The 23,802-nt window shown below is 67.3% G+C and carries 18 protein-coding genes; 11 read left to right on the forward strand and 7 right to left on the reverse strand.

Translation table 11 applies throughout. From position 1 onward, the window contains the following. Positions 1 to 247: 247 nt before the first annotated feature. Positions 248 to 2,185 (reverse strand): selenocysteine-specific translation elongation factor, encoded by a 1,938-nt coding sequence (gene selB / locus KA383_02000; GenBank protein ID MBP7744873.1) that lies wholly within the window; start codon positions 2,183 to 2,185, stop codon positions 248 to 250. A 630-nt stretch (positions 2,186 to 2,815) separates the two neighbouring features. Between selB and KA383_02005 the strand changes: the two genes are divergently transcribed. Then, complete coding sequence (locus KA383_02005; GenBank protein MBP7744874.1) at positions 2,816 to 3,559, forward strand: DedA family protein; 744 nt, start codon at positions 2,816 to 2,818, stop codon at positions 3,557 to 3,559. Between the two features lie 27 nt (positions 3,560 to 3,586). Here the strand turns inward: KA383_02005 and KA383_02010 are convergent, their stop codons facing one another. Further along, entirely contained in the window at positions 3,587 to 4,018 is a 432-nt protein-coding gene (locus KA383_02010; GenBank protein ID MBP7744875.1) for an ACT domain-containing protein, read from the reverse strand. A gap of 186 nt (positions 4,019 to 4,204) precedes the next feature. Here KA383_02010 and KA383_02015 point away from each other — a divergent pair, with 186 nt between their 5' ends. The 3 genes from KA383_02015 to KA383_02025 all read left to right on the forward strand — a co-directional run bounded on the left by KA383_02015 (position 4,205) and on the right by KA383_02025 (position 9,900). Further along, entirely contained in the window at positions 4,205 to 7,333 is a 3,129-nt protein-coding gene (locus KA383_02015) for a proline dehydrogenase family protein (protein ID MBP7744876.1), read from the forward strand. 149 nt (positions 7,334 to 7,482) lie between these two features. Then, the gene (locus KA383_02020; GenBank protein MBP7744877.1) at positions 7,483 to 8,490 is read left to right on the forward strand and encodes a prepilin-type N-terminal cleavage/methylation domain-containing protein; all 1,008 of its coding nucleotides are present in this window, start codon (positions 7,483 to 7,485) and stop codon (positions 8,488 to 8,490) included. A gap of 357 nt (positions 8,491 to 8,847) precedes the next feature. Next, on the forward strand, positions 8,848 to 9,900 hold the full coding sequence (locus KA383_02025) for a hypothetical protein (GenBank protein ID MBP7744878.1): 1,053 nt from the start codon (positions 8,848 to 8,850) through the stop codon (positions 9,898 to 9,900). On the opposite strand, the gene KA383_02030 is transcribed toward KA383_02025, so the two are convergent. Then, the gene (locus tag KA383_02030; protein ID MBP7744879.1) at positions 9,897 to 10,958 is read right to left on the reverse strand and encodes a Gfo/Idh/MocA family oxidoreductase; all 1,062 of its coding nucleotides are present in this window, start codon (positions 10,956 to 10,958) and stop codon (positions 9,897 to 9,899) included. The genes KA383_02025 and KA383_02030 overlap by 4 nt on opposite strands. A gap of 165 nt (positions 10,959 to 11,123) precedes the next feature. Here KA383_02030 and KA383_02035 point away from each other — a divergent pair, with 165 nt between their 5' ends. The 4 genes from KA383_02035 to sdhB all read left to right on the forward strand — a co-directional run bounded on the left by KA383_02035 (position 11,124) and on the right by sdhB (position 15,237). Continuing rightward, positions 11,124 to 11,873 carry a succinate dehydrogenase gene (locus KA383_02035; protein ID MBP7744880.1) on the forward strand — a complete coding sequence of 250 codons (750 nt, stop codon included), beginning with the start codon at positions 11,124 to 11,126 and terminating at the stop codon, positions 11,871 to 11,873. 33 nt (positions 11,874 to 11,906) lie between these two features. Then, positions 11,907 to 13,805 carry a succinate dehydrogenase (quinone) flavoprotein subunit gene (sdhA, locus tag KA383_02040; protein ID MBP7744881.1) on the forward strand — a complete coding sequence of 633 codons (1,899 nt, stop codon included), beginning with the start codon at positions 11,907 to 11,909 and terminating at the stop codon, positions 13,803 to 13,805. 235 nt (positions 13,806 to 14,040) lie between these two features. After that, on the forward strand, positions 14,041 to 14,406 hold the full coding sequence (locus KA383_02045) for a hypothetical protein (GenBank protein ID MBP7744882.1): 366 nt from the start codon (positions 14,041 to 14,043) through the stop codon (positions 14,404 to 14,406). Positions 14,407 to 14,484: 78 nt separating this feature from the next. Next, the gene (sdhB, locus tag KA383_02050; GenBank protein ID MBP7744883.1) at positions 14,485 to 15,237 is read left to right on the forward strand and encodes a succinate dehydrogenase iron-sulfur subunit; all 753 of its coding nucleotides are present in this window, start codon (positions 14,485 to 14,487) and stop codon (positions 15,235 to 15,237) included. Positions 15,238 to 15,319: 82 nt separating this feature from the next. Here the strand turns inward: sdhB and KA383_02055 are convergent, their stop codons facing one another. Both KA383_02055 and KA383_02060 read right to left on the reverse strand, forming a co-directional pair. Beyond that, entirely contained in the window at positions 15,320 to 16,105 is a 786-nt protein-coding gene (locus tag KA383_02055; protein ID MBP7744884.1) for an ATP-binding cassette domain-containing protein, read from the reverse strand. A 13-nt stretch (positions 16,106 to 16,118) separates the two neighbouring features. Then, positions 16,119 to 16,967: an ABC transporter permease gene (locus tag KA383_02060; GenBank protein ID MBP7744885.1), complete on the reverse strand. Its 849-nt coding sequence runs from the start codon at positions 16,965 to 16,967 to the stop codon at positions 16,119 to 16,121. A 204-nt stretch (positions 16,968 to 17,171) separates the two neighbouring features. On the opposite strand from KA383_02060, the gene KA383_02065 reads away from it, so the two are divergent. From KA383_02065 to KA383_02075, 3 genes are all read left to right on the forward strand, one after another. Beyond that, positions 17,172 to 19,625 carry a DNA translocase FtsK gene (locus KA383_02065; GenBank protein MBP7744886.1) on the forward strand — a complete coding sequence of 818 codons (2,454 nt, stop codon included), beginning with the start codon at positions 17,172 to 17,174 and terminating at the stop codon, positions 19,623 to 19,625. A gap of 598 nt (positions 19,626 to 20,223) precedes the next feature. Continuing rightward, on the forward strand, positions 20,224 to 21,105 hold the full coding sequence (locus KA383_02070; GenBank protein ID MBP7744887.1) for a hypothetical protein: 882 nt from the start codon (positions 20,224 to 20,226) through the stop codon (positions 21,103 to 21,105). A 60-nt stretch (positions 21,106 to 21,165) separates the two neighbouring features. Then, entirely contained in the window at positions 21,166 to 21,954 is a 789-nt protein-coding gene (locus KA383_02075; protein ID MBP7744888.1) for a UvrB/UvrC motif-containing protein, read from the forward strand. A gap of 75 nt (positions 21,955 to 22,029) precedes the next feature. On the opposite strand, the gene KA383_02080 is transcribed toward KA383_02075, so the two are convergent. Both KA383_02080 and KA383_02085 read right to left on the reverse strand, forming a co-directional pair. Then, on the reverse strand, positions 22,030 to 22,356 hold the full coding sequence (locus tag KA383_02080; protein MBP7744889.1) for an HU family DNA-binding protein: 327 nt from the start codon (positions 22,354 to 22,356) through the stop codon (positions 22,030 to 22,032). A gap of 274 nt (positions 22,357 to 22,630) precedes the next feature. Continuing rightward, entirely contained in the window at positions 22,631 to 23,698 is a 1,068-nt protein-coding gene (locus tag KA383_02085; protein MBP7744890.1) for an LOG family protein, read from the reverse strand. Positions 23,699 to 23,802: the final 104 nt, after the last annotated feature.

The raw sequence follows: 23,802 nt of genomic DNA on the forward strand, positions 1-23,802 counted from the left end.
AACTGCCAGCCCCGCCGGCGCGATAGCCCGGAAAGTATAACCCATTCGCCCTACCGCGCCTATTCGGCCTGCGAACCATCACGCACGAGCTGACGTTACCCACCGTCCCCTGCCCTGTCGCCCCGCGCTACGCCGCAGCGCGGACGTCGACCGCTTTGGCTGACGCGGCGCGCGATTCGTTCCGCCGGGGCATGCCGGTGGTTCGCTCGCTGCCGCTCGCGGCTCGGATCGACTTTCCCCTCCTGCACTACGCCGGCGGCGCCTTCGGCCCCAGCACACGCACATCGCCCTGCCGCCGCGTGACGCCCGCCGCATCCAGTCGCTCCACGATCGGCACCACGAACTTGCGCGACGAGTTCAGCAGCGTCCGAATCTCCGCCACCGTGATCGGCTTCCCGCCACGCAGCACCTGCGCCACGCGCGTCACCAATTCCTCCCAGCGCCGCGCATGCAGCCAGAGGCCGTCCGCGATCCGCACCAATTGCCCCCGCGCCAGCGCCAGATCGATCAGCTCACGCAGCCGCTTCTCGTTCCGCGGCGTCCGGCAACGCAACGTCGCCAGCTCCGGCGGCTGAAACGCCCCCGCCTCGAACTCCGCCAGCATCTCGTCGAGCAGCGTCTGATCCGCCGGCGACAGCGCGTCCTTGTGACCGCGCGGCACGATGCGATCACCGGCGAGCGCAACCACGCCCTGTGTCACGAACCACTCGGCCAGCGCCGCCCGAAAACGCTCCGGACAGACGCGCGGCATCCACCCCGTCCACTCGCTGCGCGGCACGCCCGGCACCCTCGGGTTCGCCTCCAGAAACGCCTTCAAGCGCCGCTCCAAGTCCGCCCCGAGCGTTGTCAGATGCGACGCATGCACGAGCAGACGCTGCGAAGCCGTCTCGAGCTGGCGCAGCACGCCCTTGTCGAGCAGGCTCCGGCACATCCGCGCCACCTCCTCGGCGTCGGCTACGCCCGCCTCCGCGGCCAGCCGCGCCTCGCCGAGCCCCTGCCAACCCGCCGCCCGAATGACCTCCTCCAGCCGCTCTCTCGGGCCTCCCGCGCACAGGATCGGCCATGCCTCGGCCTGCGGCGGATGCCGCGCCGTCCAGCGCCGCACCGTCGGCCGCAGCACGCGCCCGCCACCCAAGGTGCGCGTCGCGCTCTCGTCGCGCAGGATGAAATGCTGGCCCCACGTCGCGACGATCGGCTCGGCGGTCTTGAGCTGCGCCGCCACGCCGCGGCACACGTCGGCGGCGGGCTTCTCCGCCAGGCGCAGCTCCGCCAGCACGTCGCTTGTCGCAACGTGCAGCCGCAGCCGCAGCGTCTGCCGCCGTGTCTTGCCCGGCATGCGCAGTGTCGTCAACCATGCTTCAAGACACGTCGTCGGCCGCAGATAGCCGGGCGTCGCCAACTCCTGGCCGCGGCGCACCTCTTCCACCGCGATGCCCGCCAGGTTTACGCCCAGCCGCAGGCGCCCGCTGGCGGCCTCGCGCTCGTCATTGTGAATCTGAATGTCGCGTGCTCGCACGCGCTTCCCCGCGGGCCACAACTCCAGCTCGTCATCCCGCCGCACCGCGCCATGTGCGACCGAGCCCGTCGCGACCGTGCCGCGCCCGGCAACCACGAACGCGCGATCGATCGGCATGCGGAACCACCGATACGGCGCCCGCGCCTGCTGCGGATCGCGCGCCAGATCCACGAGCACGCGCCGTACATCATCCAGGCCACGCCCCGTCTGGGCCGACGTCCGCACGCAGGCCAGCGGCCCCAGCCCGTGCGTCGCGAGCAGCGCGCGCGCCTCTTCCTCCACTTGGTCCGCCCACTCGTCATCCACGAGGTCCATCTTCGTCAGCACGAGCACGCAGCGCTCGACGCCCAGCAGGCTCAGCACTTCCGCGTGCTCGCGCGTCTGCGGCATCACCGAGTCGTCCGCCGCCACGACAAGCAGCGCCACGTCCACACCCGTCGCGCCCGCGACCATGTTCCGAATGAAGCGCTCGTGCCCCGGCACATCGACGAAGGAGAGATCACAGTCCTCAATGCGGCTGTGCGCGAACCCGAGGTCAATCGTCATGCCCCGGGCCTTTTCCTCCGGCAGGCGATCGGGATCCGTGCCGGTCAGCGCCCGCACAAGCCGACTCTTGCCGTGATCGATGTGCCCTGCCGTTCCGATGACCAGTGTCCGGTTCTCAGGCATGGCGGGCATTGTAGATTCGTCGGCGGCCATCGGCACGCGCAGAACAGAATCGGCCAATTGATCTATTCGCCCGAAAATCTGCAATTGTTCCATGGCGGGCCGGATGGTCCTAACATCCAGACCCAAAAAGACTTGTGTGTCCTTCCGGGCCGCGACGCACCGCGCGCATCCTCCGCGCGTTAGGGGAAACCCTAATAGACGCACCGCTCCCGGTGACTTATTCTATTCAATGGCCAAGGTGATCTAGATTGACGCACACGGCTCGTCAAGCTGGGGGGGCTTGGCGGGCCGTTTTGTTGGCTGATGGCATCGCCCCGCCCGCGTTCCTCCCCACGCCTGATCAATCCACAAAAAAAGCCCGAGTGGGGGGCCGACAGGCCGGGGGGGAAACCTGTACGTGCCGCTCGCCACTCGAGCGCTTTAATTCTAGTTCCTTCGTGGTGGCGGGCAAGTCCGACCGGGGTAAGATTTTTGCAGGACTGAAACGGGCGGGTGCGACTTGACGGGACGTCCGAAAACGATCCCGGGTGCTGGTCGCAGGAGGCCCGTTGCGGTGACAGCCGCGTGCGGTTCAAATGCCGTACGTTTCCGCCACCGGACGGGGCTCCGTGGCCGATCAGAAGGGAATAGATGCGATCGTTGCTCTCTGTGTCGACGTTCGTCCTCGCCTTCAGCGAGCTTAGCAGCGTGGAAGGCTGGATGCAGCAGGCCTTCTACCCGGCCCTTCTGGGCATCCTGGTTATTGCCAGCCTCGGCATTCCGATCCCGGAAGACATCCCGCTCATCGCCGCCGGCGTCCTGCTCAACACGCACCCTGGGATCGGCACGTGGTACGGCACATTTATCGTCGCGATGATCGGCATCATGACCGGCGACCTGGTGCTCTACTCGCTTGGCCGCCGATGGGGGCCGGACGTCGTGAACCACCGTTCGGTGCGCTGGATGATCACGCCCGAGCGTTTCACGCGCGTCGCGCGGCGTTTCCGCGTGCACGGCACCTGGTTCTGCTTCTTCGGCCGGTTCTTCGTCGGCATCCGCGCCGTGATGTGCATGACCGCCGGGGCCACCCGCTTCCCGTACTGGCGTTTCTTCATTGCCGATTTCGCCGGTGCAGCACTCTCGATCCCGCTGTTCGTTTTCCTGGGGTACTGGTTCGCCGACATGATCCCCACGCTGCGGCGCTACCTGACCAGCGCACAGGCGCTACTGGTCGTCTGCGCGGCGGTGGGCCTGTTCATCGCCTTCCATGTCTACCGGGTGCGTCGCCGCGCGCCCGAGAAGGCCCGCCAGACCCCGGTGCGGGACACCGCTCAGCCACCTGTCCCCCCCGCCCGTCGCACGCCGGTCTGCCCGTCCCGCGCCGAGGTGGAGTAGCGCACCTGCGCCGTGGGGCCGCCAGTGCTACGCCAGCCGTGGCGTCAGCAACTGCGCCGCCCGCCGGGCTTCCGCGTTCGATTCCAGCCGGATGTACAGCGCGCTGCCCTCGGCGAGTGAGGCGGCCCACAGCCCGGTGATGTTGATCCGCGCATCCGCGAGCGTCCGCGCGATGCCGGCGACCAGCCCGGGCCGATCCGGCCCGACGATGCGCAGCGCGTGCAGGCTGGCGTTCTTCTCCAGCCCCGCATCCAGCGCCGCGTGCGTCTGCTGCGGCCCGACCACCGGGGCCACGAACATCAGCCCTGCGCTGGACAGCACGTCCCCCGACGGCCGCACGATCGCGAATTCGAGGTTCGCCCCTGCCCGTTGCAGCGCTTCGAGCTTCTCCGCCAGCGCGCCGGGCCGGTCCTCCAGCTCACACGTCCAGACATCCACCATCGTGATCTCGAATGCCATCGCCTGCCCTTCCGATCTGCTCCCGGCGCACCGATACAGCCCCCGGCGCGGCGCGTCAAGCCGGCTGTCGCCACGGATTGTCGCCCGTGCCGGCGCCAGTTAGAATCCCGCCCTGCGCGTAACACCGATGCTTGCCCTGCGCGTGGATCACGCAGCGCCCCGGTGCGGGACTTGTCAGGGTGATTGATGCCCGCCACGTTGAAGGCTCAGACCGTCGAGGAGCTGACCCGCACGCTGGGTCACGAGATGTTCGCCCGCATGCGCAGCAACAACCCGCGCTGCTACCACTTCGCCTGGTGGCAGGAGCGGATGCTGCAGATCTGCATGCAGGACGAGTGGTTCAAGGTCCAGGCGTTCCGCTTCATCGACGTCCTGCCCATGATGCAGACCGATGTCGATGTCGCCCGGCACCTCAAAGAGTACTTCGTACTCCCGGAACACGTGCGCCATGGCTCCAACGGCCACGAGCAGCACCGCCCGCGCGACGATGCCGACGCCGCCCTCCGTGAACTGGAAGCGGTCCCGGCCACCCACGCCCTCACGCAGTGGGTCTCACGCCTCATGAACTTCCGCCGGCTGGACTCGCTCACCGCGCGCCTCTTCGCGCTGGTGGCGCGCAAAAGTTCCGCACTCATGGCCGGCAGCTTCATCGCCGGCTCCAACATCACCGAGGCCGAACGGGCCATCCGCAAACTGCGCGACCGCAAGCTCGCCTTCACGATCGACGTGCTGGGCGAGGCAGCGTTGTCCGCGTCCGAGGCGGAGACTTACCAGCAGACGTATCTCGATCTGATCGATCAGTTGCCGCGCCGCGCGGCCACCTGGTCGCCCGTGCCGCTTGTAGACGAGGCTGACGGCCAGCCCGTCCCGCGCGTCAACGTGTCGGTGAAGCTGACCTCGCTGTACCCCGGCTTCGATCCCATCGCGCCCGACGCCGCCAAGGCTCGCGCCAAAGAGCTGCTGCGACCGCTCTTCCGCAAGGCCATGCAAGGTGGTGCCCATCTCCATCTCGACATGGAGCATTACGCGATCAAGGACCTGACGCTGGACGTCTACGAAGAGCTTCTCCTCGAGCCCGAGTTCCGCGACTACCCCCACTTCGGAATCGTCATCCAGGCCTATCTCCGCGACGGGGACAAGGACGCCGACCGCGTGATCGAGTTCGCCCGGCGGCGCGGTACGCCGTTCTGGGTGCGCCTGGTCAAAGGTGCCTACTGGGACTCCGAGACCGTCTGGGCGGCCCAGCGCCACTGGCCGGTCCCGGTCTGGTGGCAGAAGTGGGAGTCCGACGCCTGCTACGAGCGCATGACGCAGAAACTGCTGGCCAATTATCAACACACGCGCTGCGCGTTCGCCAGTCACAATATCCGCAGCCTCGCGCACGCCATGGCCGTGCGTCAGCTCCTCGAGGTCCCTGGCTGGGCGTTCGAGCTCCAGATGCTTTACGGCATGGGCGACCCGATCAAGGCCGCTGGCGTCGGCCTGGGCCAGCGCTGCCGCATCTACACCCCCTACGGGAACATGCTTGCGGGCATGGCCTACCTGATCCGGCGACTGCTGGAAAACACCGCCAATGAGTCCTTTCTGCGCCAATCGGCCAGCGACGACGCCGACGAGGACGCGCTCCTCGAGGATCCCGTGGCCATCGGCCGGCGCACCCCGCCGCCGTCGCGCCCGGTTGTTGTTCGCTATGAATTCGAGGAACCCATCATGGACCCGTTCGAAAATACGCCCAATGCAGACTTCACCTCGGAAACCAGCCGCCAGCGCATGCAGGCCGGCCTGGCCCAGGTCCGCGCCGAGCTCGGCCGCGAGTACCCCCTGATGATCGGCGGCCAGCCCGTCACCACCGGCCAGTGGTTCGAGTCGCACAACCCCGCCCGCCCGAAGGAAGTCGTCGGTCGCATCGCCCAGGCCAATGATGAAATGGTCAACCGCGCCGTCACGGCGGCGGCGGCCGCGCAGCGCGCCTGGCGGCTGGTCCCGGCGGCTGACCGCGCGGAGCACGTCACGCGCATCGGACAGCAGCTCGAAGCCCGGCGTTTCGAACTCGCGGCCCTCATGGCCATCGAGTGCGGCAAGACCTGGCGCGAAGCGGACGCCGACGTCTCCGAGGCGATCGACTACTGCACGTACTACGCGCGTGAGATGGTGCGTATCGCCGAGCACCCGCGCCGCCGCGACATCGAGGGCGAAACCAACGAGTACTTCTATGCCCCGCGCGGCGTCGTCGCCGTGATCAGCCCGTGGAACTTCCCGCTGGCGCTGCTGGCCAACATGACCGCCGCCGCCGTCGTGACCGGCAACGCGGTCGTGATGAAACCGGCCAGCGCCGCGGCCACGGTCGCTGCCAGGTTCATGGAAGCCTGCACCGCCGCCGGGCTGCCCGCCGGCGTGGTCAACTACCTGCCCGGCCCGGGCGTGACCGTCGGCGAAGCCCTGGTGCGCCACCCCGGCGTGGCGATCGTTGCCTTCACCGGTTCGCGCGCAGTCGGCTGCCGGATCAACCAACTCGCCAGCGCCGCGCCCACGGCGCGCCCTGGCCTCAAGCGGGTCATCGCCGAGATGGGCGGCAAGAATGCGGTCATCGTCGACGCGAACGCCGACCTCGACGAAGCGATCAAGGGCATCATCGCGAGTGCCTTCAGCTACGCCGGTCAGAAGTGCTCGGCGGCGTCGCGCGTGATCGTGCTCGACGCGCTGCACGATCGCCTGATGGAGCGGCTGATCGAGGCTGCGCGGTCCAAGGGCGTCGGCCCGGCCGAGGAGCCGACCACCGCCATTCCGCCGGTGATCGACGCGCGCGCCCGCGAGGCGATCCTGAAGTACATCGAAATCGGCCGCCAGGAGGCCACGTGCGTCCTGGCCGTCGATACGCAGCGGCTTGTCCAGGAGACCGGTGGCTACTACGTCGGCCCGCACATCTTTGACGACGTGCCCCCGACCGCCCGCATTGCCCGCGAGGAGATCTTCGGCCCCGTCCTGTGCGTGCTCCGGGCCCGCGACTTCGACGACGCCATCCGCATCTTCAACGACTCCGACTACGCCCTCACCGGCGGGGTCTTCTCGCGCAGCCCCGCCAACCTCGAACGCGCCCGCGCCGAGTGCGAATGCGGCAATCTCTACATCAACCGCCCGATCACCGGCTCCCGGGTCGATCTCCAGCCCTACGGCGGCTTCAAGCTGTCGGGCATCGGATCGAAGTTCGGCGGCCCCGACTATCTCATCCAGTACTGCGAACCACGCACGGTCACCGAGAACACCCTGCGCCGCGGCTTCGCCCCCAGCGAGGAAGTGGTCGAAGCTCTGGGCTGACCCGGGAGCGCTGCCTGCGACCCCGGATGTTATTGGACGTGTCCCCGCGTTCAGGGTTGCCGACGCACGTGGCACGGGGAATAATGCAGGTGCCCGCGGGCCGCGTGTGCTCGCATGGCCTTATCCTACTTGCTCTTCCTGGTGCTGCGATGTCCGGAACCTCAAGCCCCCGACGACGTTGGGCATTCACGCTCATCGAGTTGCTCACCGTCGTCGCGATCATCTCCCTCCTGATCAGCATCCTGGTCCCGTCGCTGTCCGGTGCCCGCGACGCGGCCAAGAACGCCAAGACCAGATCCATCATGAAGGCCGCCGGCGAGGGCCTGGAGCTGTTCCGCAACGAGAATGAGCAGGAACTCCGCGGTAACAACTACCCACCTTCGACCCCCGGGGATGACCCGACAGAGAGCGGCAACAACAACAGCCCCGGCAACGAGGAGCTGTGCGGCGCGCAGTGGCTCGTGCGCTACCTGCTCGGCAAGGACCTGAACGGCTACGTCGCCCGGCGCAACGTGCCCGTGGGCGCGATCGGAACGACGCCGGGCTTTGAGCAGGAAGGCTGGTATGACCCGAACTCGGCCCTGCCGCGCAGCGGCCCGTACCTGCCGCTCAATTCCGCCATGCTGAAGTCGCCCAAGCAGCTCCCGGGCGCGCCGGCCAGCGCTGACGGCGACAGCCCGCGCTTCAAGAACCCGGTAATTATCGATAACTGGGATATGCCCATTCTCTACTACGCCGCGAACACGATGTACGGCCAGAACCCCAACGCGAACATGACGACGTACCCGGGTGCCAACCCGGACAAGGGCATCTACAGCTACGTGGACAACGCATTCTTCACCGGCCTGTGCACCGAGTCGGGTTGCGCGGCGGACTACCCGCCGTGGCTCTTCCGGGGTGACGAACACAAGCTCTTCTACCCGGGCGCCTGGACGAGCTCACCGCCCGCAACGCCGGCCGCGTGGGCCAGCCAGATCGCCGACCCCGCCTACCGGAACTCGTTCCCATACATCATCATGAACAAAGAGGCCTACCAGTCGACCGGCGGGGCGTCGAAAGGCACGGTCATCCCCTACCGCCGGGATTCGTTCCTGTTGCTCAGCCCGGGCAAGGATGGCCGGTTCGGCACCGACGACGACATCTGGAACTTCAAGTAAAGACCGCGCGGCGCATTACGTTCCGGGCACGGCGATGGGCCTGCACCCATGCGATGCAGGCCCGTTGGTTTGCGTCCCGCCCCCGGCCGTCCGGGTCCGCACTGGCATGTGTGGGCGCGCGGTTTCGCGCCCCTGACCGGTCGCGCACCTGTGACCGTCGGCCGGGGGGTACCTCGGCCGCGCAGGAATTCTCGTTCCAGCGTCACATAACCGTTGACGTAGAGCATCTCATCTAGGTACCTTAGCGCATGGGTTTGGGTCAGAAGAAGAAGTACGGTCCCCGCGCGGCGTGAGCAGTTCGCCCGACGCCGCTCGGAGTGACTGTCGTGGCAGGGGAGTTGGAGAGAGGACCGGCAGATGACGATCCGTACGTATGCGCCGGGCGCACTGCGCCGCGTTGTCGGCGCAGGGATGGTCTGGGGGCTGGTTCTGTTGTATGGCGGGTTCGGCGCCGCGGGCGCAGAACGCTGTGTGCTTGTCGAGGACTTCACGGCGACGTGGTGTGGCCCCTGCCACACGGTCAGCACGTGGCTGGCCGAGATGCAGGAGCTCTATCCTGCTACGTTCGCGCTGCTGCAGGAACATGTGAGCAGCACGGACGCCTACGCGATCGCCTGGGGAAAGTCACGCTTCTTGAGCTACGGCAACGCGTCTTCGATCCCCAATGTCTGGTTCGATGGCACGATCCAGGTGCTCGGCACCAACCCCGGTTACGACGGCTACTATGCTGCTTACGCCACGCGCGCCGCGCTGCCGACCGACGTTACCGTTGAGTTGGGCGCGGAGCAGATCGAGGGGCCGACGTTCCGTTTCAAGGTCCGCGTGGGACTCGAGTCGGGCGGCCAACCGAAGACGGTCCGCGTGTATCTCGTGCGGGCCCTCGACCGCTACCCGAATCCGGCGAATGCGTACGACCGCAATTGCCTGATGGAAGCTGCGCCGACCGCCGATGTCGCACTGTCGCCGGGTCACAAGGAAACCATCGAGTCGGTCATGACGTTCGACCCGGCCAGCTGGACGCGTCAGCCCGACATCCGCGCGTTCGCGTGGGCCCAGGTCCCCGGCGACACCGGCCCCCGCAACGTGTACCAGTCCGTCCGCGCGGCCTGGCCATTAACGCCGCTGCCGCCGGATCTCACCCCGGGCGACCTGAATTGCGACGCGGAAGTGGACTTTGACGACATTAATGCGTTCGTGCTCGCCCTGAGCAATCCGCCGGGGTATCTGGAGTTCTATCCCGACTGCAACATCATGAATGCGGACATCAACGGTGACGGCGTGGTTGATTTCGGCGACATCAATCCGTTTGTCACGCTGCTGAGCGGCCCGCCGCCGGGTGGCGCGAGTACGACCGCGTTCGTGCACGTCCGCGCCGAGGTGCTCCGCCGGCTCGGAATGGCGGACCGTTAGACGCGCGGCGCAGCGTCCAGCCGCACTTCGCGTCCGCTTTCCGCCGACGCATAGAGTGCTTCCAGCACCCGCGCCACGGTCAGGCTCTGCTCCGCGGGTACGGGCGACGGGCCACCACTGCGGATGGCCGCGAGAAACGCGTGCAGCTCGCTGCGGTGGCCGTCCGTCCCCAGGCCGCTGACGACTTTCGTGTCGACCAGCGCCCCCTCCTGCACGTGCGCCAGCCGCAGGTCCGGCCAGCGCACCCCGCCCTCCGTCCCGTGCAGCCAGACGCTGCACAGCTCCGGCTCCGGCATGTTGAGCAGCCAGCTCACTTCCAGGGAGAGTGCAGCGCCATCCGCGAACCGGATCAGGCCGGCCGCGAAATCTTCCACCTCAAACGCCGCCGGCGCATACGTGCCCCATTGGTTGGTCACGTCCGGCCGCCGCCCGAGCTGACACGTCGCCACGCCGCTGACGCTGGCCGGCGTCGGCTGGTCCAGCAGGTGCAGTGCCAGGTCGAGCACGTGCACACCCAGATCCATCCCCGGCCCGCGCCCCGCCTGCGCCCGCGTCAGGAAACCCGGTGTCGTGGGCGCAAAACGCCGGCGCAGCCACCACGCCCGCGTGTAGTACACGTCCCCCAGCCGGCCGGCGTCGATCATCCGCTTGAGCGTGCGGCTGCGCTCTTCGAACCGCAGGTGCTGCGCCGTCATCAGTAGCCGCCCGCTCCGGTCGCGCGCCGCGATCATCGCCGCGATGTCCGCCGCGCGCACCGCGAGCGGTTTCTCGCACAGGCAGTGCTTGCCGACCTCAAGCGCCGCCACCACGCTTTCCCGGTGGAACATGTTCGGTGTCGCGACGATGACCGCGTCGGCCCGTGGCTCGCTGACGGCGTCATTCAATGACTCGTAGACCTTTTTTACGCCGAATTGCGCCGCCACCCGCCGGGCCGCTTCCGGCGCGACGTCATACACGCCGACCAGCTCGGCGTCCGGCGACTCCACGCAGTTTTGCACATGCAGTTGCCCCATGCCCCCGGTGCCGATCACCACCACGCCAATCGGGTCCGACTTCATTGCGTTTCTCGCCTGCTGCCCAGCGGGAGCGCGACTCTACGGCCCGCCGTCAGCCCGGGCAAGCGATCGGCCGCCGGGTTGCCACGCCGCGGGGCGCATCTATAATGCCCGTTCCAACTATGTTCACCGTGATCGACCATCCAGTGGGGGGCTGAGAGGATCGCCGTGGCTGACACTGCACCGGGTTTCCTGGACCGCCATCATTTCCTGCTGCGACGCCTGCACTCGTTGTCGGGCATCATTCCGGTCGGCGCGTTCCTGATCAATCACCTGCTGGCGAACTCGACGGCCTTCCTCGGACAGAAGCACTTCGACCACCACATCGGGATCATCCACGATCTCCCCTGGCTGGTCGTGATCGAGTTCGTCTTCATCTTCATCCCGATCGCATTCCACGCGATTTACGGCATCCTGATCGCGTGGCAGGGCAAGCTCAACCAGAATCAGTACCCCTACATGGACAACTGGCGCTACACCCTCCAACGCATCACCGCCTACATCACGATCGTCTTCATCCTCGTCCACCTGGCCCACTTCCGCTTCGCTTACCTCTTCGGCGGCGAGGAGTACGGCAGTGCCTACCCGGCGTTCTTCGCGTTTACCAAAGCCGGCTTCCAGAATATGTGGCTGCCGTTGTGGACCTGGATTGTCCTGTACGCCATCGGCCTGACCGCGGCGGTGTACCACTTCTGCAACGGCATCGTGACCTTCTGCATCACCTGGGGCATCACGGTCGGCGTCACAGCTCGCCGCAAGATGTCCATGGCCGCCGGCGGTCTCGGTGCGATCCTGATGATCTGGGGCGTGCTGTCGCTGGTCGCGTTCGCGCAAACTCCGAACAAGGACTCCGGTCCGCATTCGACCGCGACGTTGCGGGTGGTGGACAGCCAAGCAGCGCTGGTGTCCCGTCCCTGACTGAAGACTGACTACTGATAACCGAGAACTCTGATGGCCAAACAACGCGTTATCGTCGTCGGCGGCGGCCTCGGGGGCCTCTGGGCCACCTTGCGGCTCGCCGAAGCCGGCGTGCCCGTCGACCTGTTCTCGCTCTTCCCCGTCAAGCGCTCGCACTCGTGCTGCGCCCAGGGCGGCATCAACGCCGTGCTCGACGTGAAGGGCCAGCATGATTCCATCTGGCAGCACATCGTCGACACGATCAAGGGCGGCGACTACCTCGCCGACCAACCTCCGATCAAGACCATGTGCGAAGACGCCCCCGGCCTCATCCGCACGTACGATCGCATGGGCGTTACCTTCAGCCGTACGCCCGAAGGCGTGATGGATCAGCGCCTCTTCGGCGGCGTCAAGAATCGCCGGACGGCGTTCGCCGGCGCGACCACCGGCCAGCAACTGCTCTACACCTCGGATGAGCAGGTCCGGGCGAAGGAAGCCCTCGGCCTCGTCCAGAAGTACGAGAATTGGGAATTTCTCTCCATCGTTCGCGACAGCGACGGCGTCTGCCGCGGCATCGTCGCCCTCGACCTCAACACCATGAAGGTCCAGGCCTTCCGCGCCGACGCCGTCATTCTCGCGACCGGCGGCCTCGGCCTCATCTTCGGTCGGTCCACGATGTCCACCAACTCGACCGGCTGCGCCGCCTCGCGCGTCTATCAGCAGGGCGCGAAGTTCGCCAACGGCGAGTTCGTCCAGTTCCACCCCACCGCCATGAAGGGCCACGACAAGCTCCGCCTGATGAGCGAGGCCTGCCGCGGCGAGGGCGGCCGCATGTGGGTGCCGAAGAAAGCCGGCGACCCGCGCCGCCCGCAGGACATCCCCGAAGCGGAGCGTTTCTACTTCCTCGAAGAGTGGTACCCGACCTACGGCAACACCGTCCCGCGCGACGTCGCCAGCCGGGCGATCTATCGCCTGACGCGGCACATGGGGCTCGGCGTGGTCGGGTCGTCCGGTGCGCCGGCAGACATCGTTTACCTCGACCTCTCGCACAAGCCGCGCGAGTTTCTCGAGACCCGCCTCGGCGGCATCCTGGAGATGTACCAGACGTTCAGCGGCGAAGACCCCTTCACCGGCCCGATGAAGGTCTTCCCCGCCGTCCACTACAGCATGGGTGGCCTCTACGTCACCTTCGCCAAGGACGAGAAGACCGGCGGCATGCAACAGGTCAGCCCGAAGAACCACGCGACCACCATCCCCGGCCTCTACGCCGCTGGTGAATGCGACTTCGCGTATCACGGCGCCAACCGCCTCGGCGCGAACTCGCTGCTCAGCGCGTCGTTCAGCGGCCGGGTCGCCGGCGACGCGGCGGCGGCCTACGTCAAAGGCCTGAAGAAAGGCCGCGCCGACGCCCCCGACGCCGTGTTCGAAGCGGAGCGCAAGCGCCAGGACGAGATCAACACGGCCATCATGGGCCGCACGACCGGCGAGAATGCCTTCGCGCTGCACCACGAATTGGGCGAGCTGATGCAGGAGCACGTGTTCGTGGAGCGCGAGAACGCCGGCTTGGACAAGGCGCTCGCGGGCCTGGCGAAGCTGAAGGAGCGGTCGCAGCGCATCGCCCTCGACGACAGGAGCCCGTGGGCGAACCAGTCCCTATCCTGGGCCCGCCAGGTGCAGGATATGATCGTACTGGCCGAGGTCATCGCGAAGGGTGCCCGGCTGCGGGATGAATGCCGTGGTTCGCACTACAAGGCCGAGTTCGAGCTGAAGGTGCCCGAAGGCAAGTTCGCGGGCGACCCCGAGTACGAGGCGTACAAGCAGCGCTGGAAGGCCAGCAACGAGAAGTGGATGAAGCACACGGTGGCCAGCCACACGCCCGACGGCCCGCAGATCGAGTACATCCCGATCGACGCCAGCGTGATGGCCCCCGAGACGCCGAGAGACTACAGATAACCACAGAGACGCAGAGGACACAGAGAAACACAGAGAAAGAACTGTGATGGGGCCGCCAGCAACGGTTCTGGCTGTACTTTGCGAATGAGAGGTACAACCAGCCCCTGGCAATGGCAGTAGAGTACAACAAGACGTGTGGAACGGTGTACGACTTCGAAGGAGCTTCGTCCTGCCTGTGGCGCTGACCATAGTCACCGCTGGGTGCGTTTGCATTGATGGGGTCGCATCTCTTGAAGTGACCGGCAAGATCGTTGATCGCAACCTACAGCCGCTCACCGACACGCCGGTCGAAATCCGCCTGCTTGATGGCGGAGATCCGGTGCGCCCGTCACCGATTCAAACGACAAGCACCGCTCAGGGCGACATCGAGGCCGCATCAGGCTATTCGCTCTACGGCGGAACAGTGCCGTTCTGCTTCGTTTGGTTGCCGGACCGTCCACCGCCTCCGCCCGCGTTCGATGCGATCGAGGTCAGTGCGTCGATCCCGGGCGGGTGCCGGCAGATATCGGTCCCGCTGAAGCCGGGCATGCTGCTTCGCACCGACAACGGCGGACGGCTCGAGCTGGGTGTGGTGACGCTGGAGGACTCTGCCAGGGAATAGTGAGCCCTGTGTAACCTCTGTGTTCTCTGTGCCTCTGTGGTGATCCGTCGCGCAGGCGAGCGCGAGTTTGAGGTTGATATGACGCCGAATGAAGTCCGTTTCCAGATCAAGCGCCAGGACGGCCCCCGGTCCACGCCGTACTGGGAGAACTTCAAGATGCCCTACGCGCCGGGCCACAACGTGGTCTCGGCGCTCATGTACCTCCGCCAGCACCCGCTCACGGTCGACGGCCGGCGGGTCAACCCCGTCGTCTGGGAGTCCAATTGCATGGAGGAGGTGTGCGGCGCGTGCAGCATGCTGGTCAACGGCGTGCCGCGGCAGGCCTGCGCCGCGCTGATCGACGAGCTGGAGCAGCCGATCCGGCTGGAGCCGCTCACGAAGTTCCCCGTCGTGCGCGACCTCCAGGTCGATCGCCAGAAGATGTTCGACGCCCTGCTGAAGGTGAAGGCCTGGGTCCCGGTCGACGGCTCCTGGGACATCCACCGCCACGCGCCGCTCATCTCGCCCGGCGAGCAGTCGCTGCGTTACCTCTTCTCGCGCTGCATGACCTGCGGCTGCTGCATGGAGGCCTGCCCCCAGTTCCATGCGGGCTCGGAGTTCATCGGCCCCGCCCCGCTCGGCCAGGTGCGCCTGCACAACGCGCACCCCACCGGCGGCTACTTCAAGGAGGACCGCCTCCACGCCGTCATGGGCCCCGGCGGCATCACCGACTGCGGCAACGCCCAGAACTGCGTGAAGGTCTGCCCGAAGGATATCCCGCTCACGGAAGCCATCGGCGAGATTGGCCGGCAGACCACGATGCAGTGGCTGCGGGATTTGTTCTTGAAGTAGGCGGCGCGCCTGTAATCTGAAGTCCCCCACGGCCTGCCTGCAGCAGACCGTGCCACCCTTGGCTGCGGCGGCTCGTGCCGACCTACGTCGTGAGCGTGATGATGTCCCCCGGCTCCGCGACGCCCGTCGCGAATCGCCGCACGTGCGGCTCCTTCGCCCGCAGCACGTCGTCCGGCGTGCCGTCCGCGATGAACCGCCCGTCGTAGAGCATGAGCACGCGGTCCCCGACTTCTGCCGTGCTCTTCATGTCGTGCGTCACCACCACGCCGGTGACGTGGAACTCCTGCTGCATCTGCCGGATCAGCTTGTTGATCACGTCCGAGCGCTGCGGGTCCAGCCCGGCCGTCGGCTCGTCGTACAGGATGACCTTCGGCGGCGGGTCCATCGCGATCGCTCGCGCAATCGCCACGCGTTTCTTCTCGCCGCCCGACAGTTCCGCCGGCCGCTTCCGCTCGAACCCGCTCAGCCCGACGAGGTTCAGGCAGCGTGACGCCAGCGCGAGGATCTTCTTGCGATCGATGCGCCCCGTCGCGTTCTCCAGCATCGGGAACTCGACGTTCTCGATCACCGTCATCGAGTCGAACAGCGCGTTGAGCTGAAAAACGAACGCGATCTGCCGCCGGATCTCCACCCACGCCCGCTCGCCCAGGTTGTCGATCCGCTGGCCTTCGAAGTACACCTCGCCGCGGTCCGGCCGCAGCAGCCCGACGATGTGCTTGAGCAGTACGCTCTTGCCCGTGCCCGAGCGCCCGATGATCACCGTATTGCGGCCGCGCTCGACGCGCAGGTCGATCTGGTCCAGCACGCGCTGGGCTCCAAACGACTTGCTCACGCCGCGGAGCTCGATGATCGTCTGCCCGTCGTTCACCGCGCGCGGCCCTCTAGATCAGCGACCGGAACCCGAACCACACGCTGTACAGCCCGTTCAGCAGGAAGCCCAGGAACAGGTCCAGCATGAGAATCAGGATGAAGCTCGTCACGAAGCTCTGCGTGCACGCCTGCCCGACGCCCTCCGCCCCCGGCTTGCAGTGGAACCCGTTGAAGCAGCTCACCAGCCCGATCGCTCCGCCGAAGAAGACCGACTTGAACAGACCGCTGCCCACGTCCCACAGCTCGACCGTCTGCCGCGCGTAAAACCAGAACGGCTCCGAGTCGCCGTGGTACACCACCACGTACACCGCCCACGCCCCCAGCGTACCCATCAGGTTCGCATAGCACGTCAGCAGCGGCGACAGCACCACGCACGCCACGAATCGCGGCGTCACCAGGTATCGCACCGGGTCCGCCCCCATCGAGCGCAGCGCCAGAAGCTGCTCCGTGACGTTCATCGTCCCCAGCTCGGCGGTCAGCGCCCCGCCCGCCCGGCCGGCCAACATCACGCCCGCCAGCACCGGCCCCAGCTCCGAGCACACCGAGATGATGATGATCGCCCCCAGCCGATCCGACATGCCGGCCGCGTCGAACTGCGCCCAGCCCTGCACGATCAGCACCATCCCGATGAACATGCCCGTCAGCATGATCACCGGCACCGAGCGCGCCCCGATGTGAAAGCACTGCGGCAGAAAACGCCGCCAGCCCCGGATCGTCACCAGTTCGAGCGGGATGAACGATGTCGCCGCCGCGCAGAAGCCCCAGAAGCGGCCGAAGTTCCGCAGCGAACTGGCCACGCCACCGCTCGCGGCGGCGCCGACGCGGGCGATCGGTTCAAGCACGAGCCTCTGCTGCGGCATGGTTCGCTTCGCACTCTCTGCCGGCGTCGCACCCACCGGCACGCCCCGGCCACTGCCCGGCCACAGTCCCGGCCGGCCGGATTGAATCTCGGTTCCGGGTGGCGCATGTTATCGAAATCCGCCCCGCAATGCGATATGATGCCGGCCCGTTGGAGACCGGCCCCGGCACGACGCCGGGCCGTGGAGCGAGCAGGGATGGTCCGCATGTCGCGCACGGATGAGCGTCAGGCGGCGCTGCGATTCTGCCTCGTAGCGTTCGGCTGGCTGGTTTGCCTTTTCGCATGGGGTGCGATCCTCAGTTTCAACATCGCCGACCCGCCCGCGACCACCGTCTGGCCCAACCTCAACCCCGCCCGCAACTTGTGCGGCTCTGTCGGCGCCTGGCTCGCCTACCTGGCCTTCAAGTACTTCGGCCTGGCCACCTACCCGCTTTTGTTCCTCGTCCACGCCGCCGTCATCGCCGCCTCGAAGCCCGGCCGCCTCAATGACGTCTGGCTGCGCTTCGTGGGCCTGCTCCTGATCGTCACCGCGACGGCGACGTTTGCCACTCTCTTCATCACTCCCACCGACAAATACCTGATCACCGGCCCCGGCGGCGTGCTCGGCACGGCCACCGCCGCGCTGCTGGTGCCTCGGCTCCAGTTGTTCGGCAGCATCCTGCTCATGGCCCTGGCGCTCGTCGTCGGCCTGCTGCTCGCCGCTGACAACCTCGTGCTCGGCTTCATCCGCTGGGCCCGCTGGGCCGGCGAAACGTCCACCCCCGCACTGGTTCGCGGCAGTACCGCCATCGCGGGCGCCGGCATTGCCGTCGCCAATGGCGTCGCGTCCACACTGGTCGGCCGCGGCGGCAGCACGAGCACGACCGCGGCCCCGCGGCCGACCCCACCGCCGCGCGCGGCTCAGCCGCTGCGCCCGGGGCCCGCGCGCCCGAAGCCGGTCGCGCCCGACGAGGAAGAGGACGAGGTCGCCGAGGAGCCGGACGAAGAGCAGGCGCAAACCCTGGAAGAGGTGGAGGCCCCGGCGCCCGCCGCGGCGCCGCCCGAACCGCCGCGGCCGCGCACGCCGGCGTCCATCCCCGTCGTGAAGGACATCGCGCCGCCGCCGCGGAAGAAGCCGGCCGAGGCCGCGCCGCCGCCACGTCCGACCACCGACGACGACTACGAGTTGCCGCCGATGGAGCTGCTCAACCGGTCGATTGCGGTGGACAAGGGCTCCGTCGAGGCGCTCTGCCGCGAGAAGGCGTATACGCTGGAGCAGACGCTCAACGAATTCCGTCTCGCCGTCGAGGTCGTCGCGATTGAGACTGGCCCGGTCATCACCGTCTTCGAGCTGAAGCTCGCCCCCGGGATCAAGGTCAGCCAGATCGTCTCGCTCAGCAACGACATGGCCCGCGCGCTGAAGGCTCCCGCGGTCCGCGTCGTCGCGCCGCTGCCCGGCAAGAGCACCATCGGCATCGAGGTCCCCAACATCGACAAGGAGAAGGTGCGCCTGCGCGACGTCATGGAAATGTCCGCCTCGCGGACCGAGCACCTCGCCATCCCGCTCTACATGGGCAAGGACGCCTCCGGCCAGCCGCTCATCGCCGACCTCACGCGCATGCCGCACCTGCTCATCGCCGGCACCACGGGCTCCGGCAAGAGCGTCTGCGTCACCAGCCTGATCATGTCCATCCTGATGACCCGCGCGCCGTCCGAGGTCAACCTGATCCTCATCGATCCGAAGGTCGTCGAGCTGGCCGCGTACAAGGACGTGCCGCACCTGATCTGCCCGATCGTCACCGAAGTCACGAAGGCCGAGGGCATCCTCGACTGGGCCTCCACCAAGATGGACGAACGCTACGCCCTGCTCGCCGAGGCCGGCGTCAAGGACATCCGCTCCTACAACCGCCTCGGCTACGACGCGCTCTGCGAACGCCTCCAGCCCACCACGCCGGACGAAATGACCAAGATCCCCGTCCGGCTGCCGTACATCGTCATCATGATCGACGAGCTGGCTGACCTGATGATGACCTCGGCGAAGGAGGTGGAGTTCTACCTATGTCGCATCGCGCAGAAGAGCCGCGCCGTCGGCATCCACCTGATCGTCTCCACGCAGCGCCCCCAGGCGAACGTCGTCACCGGCCTGATCAAGTCCAACCTGCCCAGCCGCATCGCGTTCCGCGTCTCGTCGCGCCTCGACTCGCGCATCGTTCTCGACCAGAACGGCGGCGAGGTGCTCATGGGCCAGGGCGACATGCTGTTTCTCCCGCCCGGCAGCTCCAAGCTCGTCCGCGCGCAGGGCACGTTCGTCGATGACGACGAGCTGCGCGCGGTCGTGAAGCACTGCCGCGAGCAGCGCGCCCCGGAGTTCCATCCGGAATTGGTGCGCATGCCCGGCGAAGGCGGCGGCGGGCTCGACGAGCGCGACGAGCTGTTCGACCAGGCGGTGGACATCGTCATCGCGACGGGCCGCGGCTCGGTCAGCTTGCTGCAGCGGCGACTGACGATCGGCTACGGCCGCGCGTCGCGCCTGATCGACCAGATGTACGCGGCCGGCATTGTCGGCGAATACAAAGGCAGCCAGGCCCGCGAGGTCGTCGTGACGGCGGAGGAGTGGGAAGCGATCAAGAACCAGCGCAACCGCGAAGAGGCGGACGAAGTCTCTGACTCGCCGGAGTAAGGTTCGCCGGAGTCAGGCTTGTCGAGGTAGGGCGAAGCTCCAGCTTCGCCCCCACTCGGAAGGCGGACGGAGGTTGCCAGGGGCTGCGAGCCTTCGGAGGGCCAAGTTGCTCTCTTGCGCGTGCGCGCCCTGCCGTCTTCGCCCGGAGGGCGCGCGGTGTCTGCCAGGGACTTCCAGTCTTGCTGTTACCCACATCTTGGGGCTGGTATCCTCCGGGTGAGCGAGAGGGTTGCGGCGCTGCTCAGCAAGGATGCCGAGCAGCGTGGCGCTGTTGAGCGAGGGCGGCCATGGACGGCATGCAATCATTGGCCCGTGCGCGTTCCGGGTATTTTTGCCACCCTCTTCCGGTAATTCCTGCCACATAGGCTCGCGGCTGCGCCGCGAGGGATTTGTCGCTTTGGTGCCAGTCCCGAAGGGCAGGGGAAGAACGGGCGGAGCACGCGGTGCGGGCCGCCGCCCGCCCTTCGGTCTTGGCCCCCGGGGCGGCGCTCGAGTCGGTTCCCACCGGAGCTCTATCCTCCGCCCGGGTCGTCACCGCCGCCGACCCGATTTGCTGTTTGCTTACGCCCGGGGGCTACCGAGCCTTGCGGAGCGCGTCGTGCGAACGCGTCGCGGGGGCAATCGAGATGCGGAGGAAGTGCGTTTGAACGTGGCGGCGGGGCTGGTGAAGCTCTTACCTTCACGGTACGAGCCGAGCTACCGCGACCGCGAACCGATTGCCTGCTGGGTCGTACGTGCCTGGGAGCCGCAGCCACCGGCCAACGCGGAGGCCCTGGAACGGTTGTTGTGTACGAGTCTGCCTTGCGAGGAGCCGACCGCGGCGTTGTTCGTGGCCGAGGGTTATTCGCTGCGTTGGTTGATCGAGGAATTCCACAAGGCCGAGAAGACGGGGTGCAGCGTGGAGTTGCGCCGGCTGGAACACACGGATCGCCTCGAACCGCGGCTGGGCCTGCTGAGCGTGCTGGCCGTCTGGCTGCTCGAACTGAAGTTTGTGGCACGGGCTGAACCGGACCGGTCCGCGGGCGAGGTCTATGATCCGCTCGCGGTGCGCGTCATGGCCAAGTACCTGAAACGGTCCGCCGAAGGGCTAATCGTGGCGCGCTTCCGGTCCGGCATTGGGCGTCTCGGCGGTCACCTTGGCCGCAAACGCGACGGTCCGGTCGGCTGGCTCCGCGCCTGGCGCGGCTGGGAAAGTTTCCAACTGATCCTGCTCGGAGCCACGCTCGCAGCGGACGGTCGAGATGCGGGTAACAGCAACAGTGGTGTGCTCCTGCCACGGCCTGGCTGCGCCAGACAGTGCCCCCGTCGTGACGACCAGGCGCAACCACCGCCCGGCTGCGTTAGGCAGTGCCGCCCGACCCGGAAGTGCGACCTGGAAAATGCGCCGCTCTCGGACTTTGATCGGGCATTTAGCAGCCCGCGTCCGATCATGCGGCGCCGGTCCCCCGCCCGCAGCGGTTGTTATCTGTCCACACCCTGAATTCGAGCCACCCCGGGCGGCGGCCGATGCCCCAGGCAGTACCGCAGCATGGGAGCCGTGATGACGCTCGACCTCGATGAACTGGTAGAGGGCTGGGACTGTCCGCCGGGAGAACTGCGGGCCCGCGCGGTGGTCGGCCGCGATGGCCGCGAACTGCTGCAACTGCGGATCGACCTCGGCGTGATGCAGATGATTGCCGAGGGGCGCCCGGACGGCGAGCGCTACCACGGATTCCCCACGGCGCGGGCGTATATCGAGCACGAGCTGTGTGTCGGCGGCGAGCAGCTCTCGGCGGTCGACTGGCAGGAACTGGAGCGCGAGCTGCTGCAGACCAACTATCGCCGGATGGCGTACTCCGCCGTGGCGGAGGAGGCACTGCAGGGCAGCGCGGACGAGGGAGCGCGGCGTTATATCCGGAGCGCGCTGCGGGACATCGAGGAATGCCTGGCGGACCTGCAGATGATCAAGCAACATGGGCCCGGGCCGGAAGAGTATCCGGCGCTGGAGCCGACGCTGGTTTTCGACCGCGCCCGGCTGGCGGCGCAGCTTCAGATTGTCGAGGGGCAGTTCGAGGAGGCGATCGAGCAGGCGGAGGCGGGGGCCAACGCGCTGGAGGAGCTGCTGAAAGCGCTGGGTTACGAGGATGAGCAGCGCGCGGACGACCCCGGGTTGCGCTACCTGCGCGGGCTCGGCACGCAGCTCCGGCGGGAATACGGCATTTCGCAGACGCTGCACGAGCAGTTGGCGGCCGCGATCGAGAATGAGGATTTCGAGACGGCGGCGGAGATCCGCGACGAGATGCGCCGGCGGCAGCGGGCGCTGCCGCGCCAGGACGAGCCGGGGGCCTGAAAAGAGCGGCCCGAGCGGCGGCGCGAGGCGCCGCGCCGCTCGGGCGCGCAGTTCAGGGGGCGGTCGCGGGGGCGACTACACCATGGCCTTGAGGTTCTTCAGGGGGCGGACCTTGACCACTTTGCGGGCGGGCTTGGCCTTGAACATCATCTCCTCGCCGGTGAAGGGATTGATGCCCTTGCGCGCCTTGGTGGCGGGCTTCTTGGTGACGGTGATCTTCATCAGGCCGGGGACGGTGAAGATGCCCGGGCCCCTGGTGAGATCCTTTTTGATCAGGCCGGCCATCTCGTTGAAGACGGTCGCGACCTGCTTGCGCGAGAGGCCGGTGGTCTCGGCCAGGGCACCGTACACTTCGCCCTTGGTGCGCGCCTTGGTGATCCCCTTGCTCTTGGATGCTTTCATTGCAGTTCTGCCTCCACGGACAGCGGCGCGCGGGTCGCGCGACCGGGGTCCGCACCTGGTCCCACCGCCAGCATCATGGACGTAAGCCGTGGCGCACGCACAACGGCGAGAGAAGGCCACGCCCATGACCGCAAACGACCGCGTTTGCTGCTGGCTGCGTGACCACCTTCTCGCATGCCGCCCGCCGCGCGTCAAGGGGTTTTCGGCGTTGGACGGCGGAAAAGTCCGATTTTTTTAGGGTTTTCCGGGGGCGAAGTGCGGCGCACCCCTGTTTTCAAGCCAAATCCGCGGCCCCCGGGGCCTCGGGCTCCTGGTTGACCAGGTCGATGCAGCGCCGCAGCAAGCCGCAACTCTTGCGGTCGAAACGCAGTTTCAGGCGCGGCAGCTCCGGGTATTCTCCGTTTTCCGCCGGCAGGATCGGCACCTGCTCGAGCTTCCCGCCGGTCACGATCGCGCCGTATTCGTCGTTGATGCGCTCCAGCGTGGACGGCGCCAGCGGGCGGCGCAGACGCAGCACCAGCTCGTCACCGACGTAGCGCATGGAGTGATACACGCGGTAGAACTGCACGACCTCGCGCACCGCCACCTCCACATCGTCGGTGATCCGGAAGAGGTGCATATCGTCAGGGTTGATCATGCCCGCGTTGAGCAGCTCAGCCTTCACGTACGCCCGCCACTGCAGCCAGTAGGTGCCGCCCGGCTGCTCCAGCATCACGATGGGAATCAGGGATGCCTTCCCGGTCTGGATCAGCGTCAGGGCCTCGAAGCCCTCGTCCTGCGTCCCGAAGCCCCCCGGGAACAGCGCCACCGCCGACGCCTCCTTCATGAACATCAGCTTCCGCGTGAAGAAGTACCGGAAGTTCACCAGCTTGGCGTCCTCGGCGATGATCGGGTTGGTCTTCTGCTCGAACGGCAGGCGGATCGCGACCCCAAAGCTGGCCTCCGGACCCGCGCCGCCGTGACCGGCCTTCATGATTCCATCGCCCGCCCCGGTGATCACCATCCAGCCGTTCTCGCGGATCCGGCGGGCAAAACGCACGGCCGTCTGGTAGTCCGGATGGTCCTCGGGCGTACGGCTCGAGCCGAAAATGCTGATCTTGCGCGTGCCGCTGTACGGGGCAAAGACCTTCAGGGCGTAGCGCAGCTCCGCAACCGCCTTGTTGAGCAGCTTGACGTCGCCGCGGCCGGCCTGGTCCCGCGCCAGGCGGCAGAGGGTGACCAGCATCTCCTCGAACAGGTCCTGGTTATCGCCACACAGAAACTGGTCGGCGAACGCCCGGATCGCCGCGGCACGGTTCTGACGGCGCTCCGCCGCCGTGTGGTCCTCGGGTATGGTGGCCAACCGCTACTCCCGCACTAGGATTCAAACTGGTCCGCCGTGGCCGAATCCCGGCCCTGGCGCGGTACCGCCGGCCGCCTGCCGGTCGGAAGCGATGGATTCTAGCA

The sequence above is a fragment of the Phycisphaerae bacterium genome (genome assembly GCA_017999985.1).
GTDB lineage: Bacteria > Planctomycetota > Phycisphaerae > UBA1845 > Fen-1342 > JAGNKU01.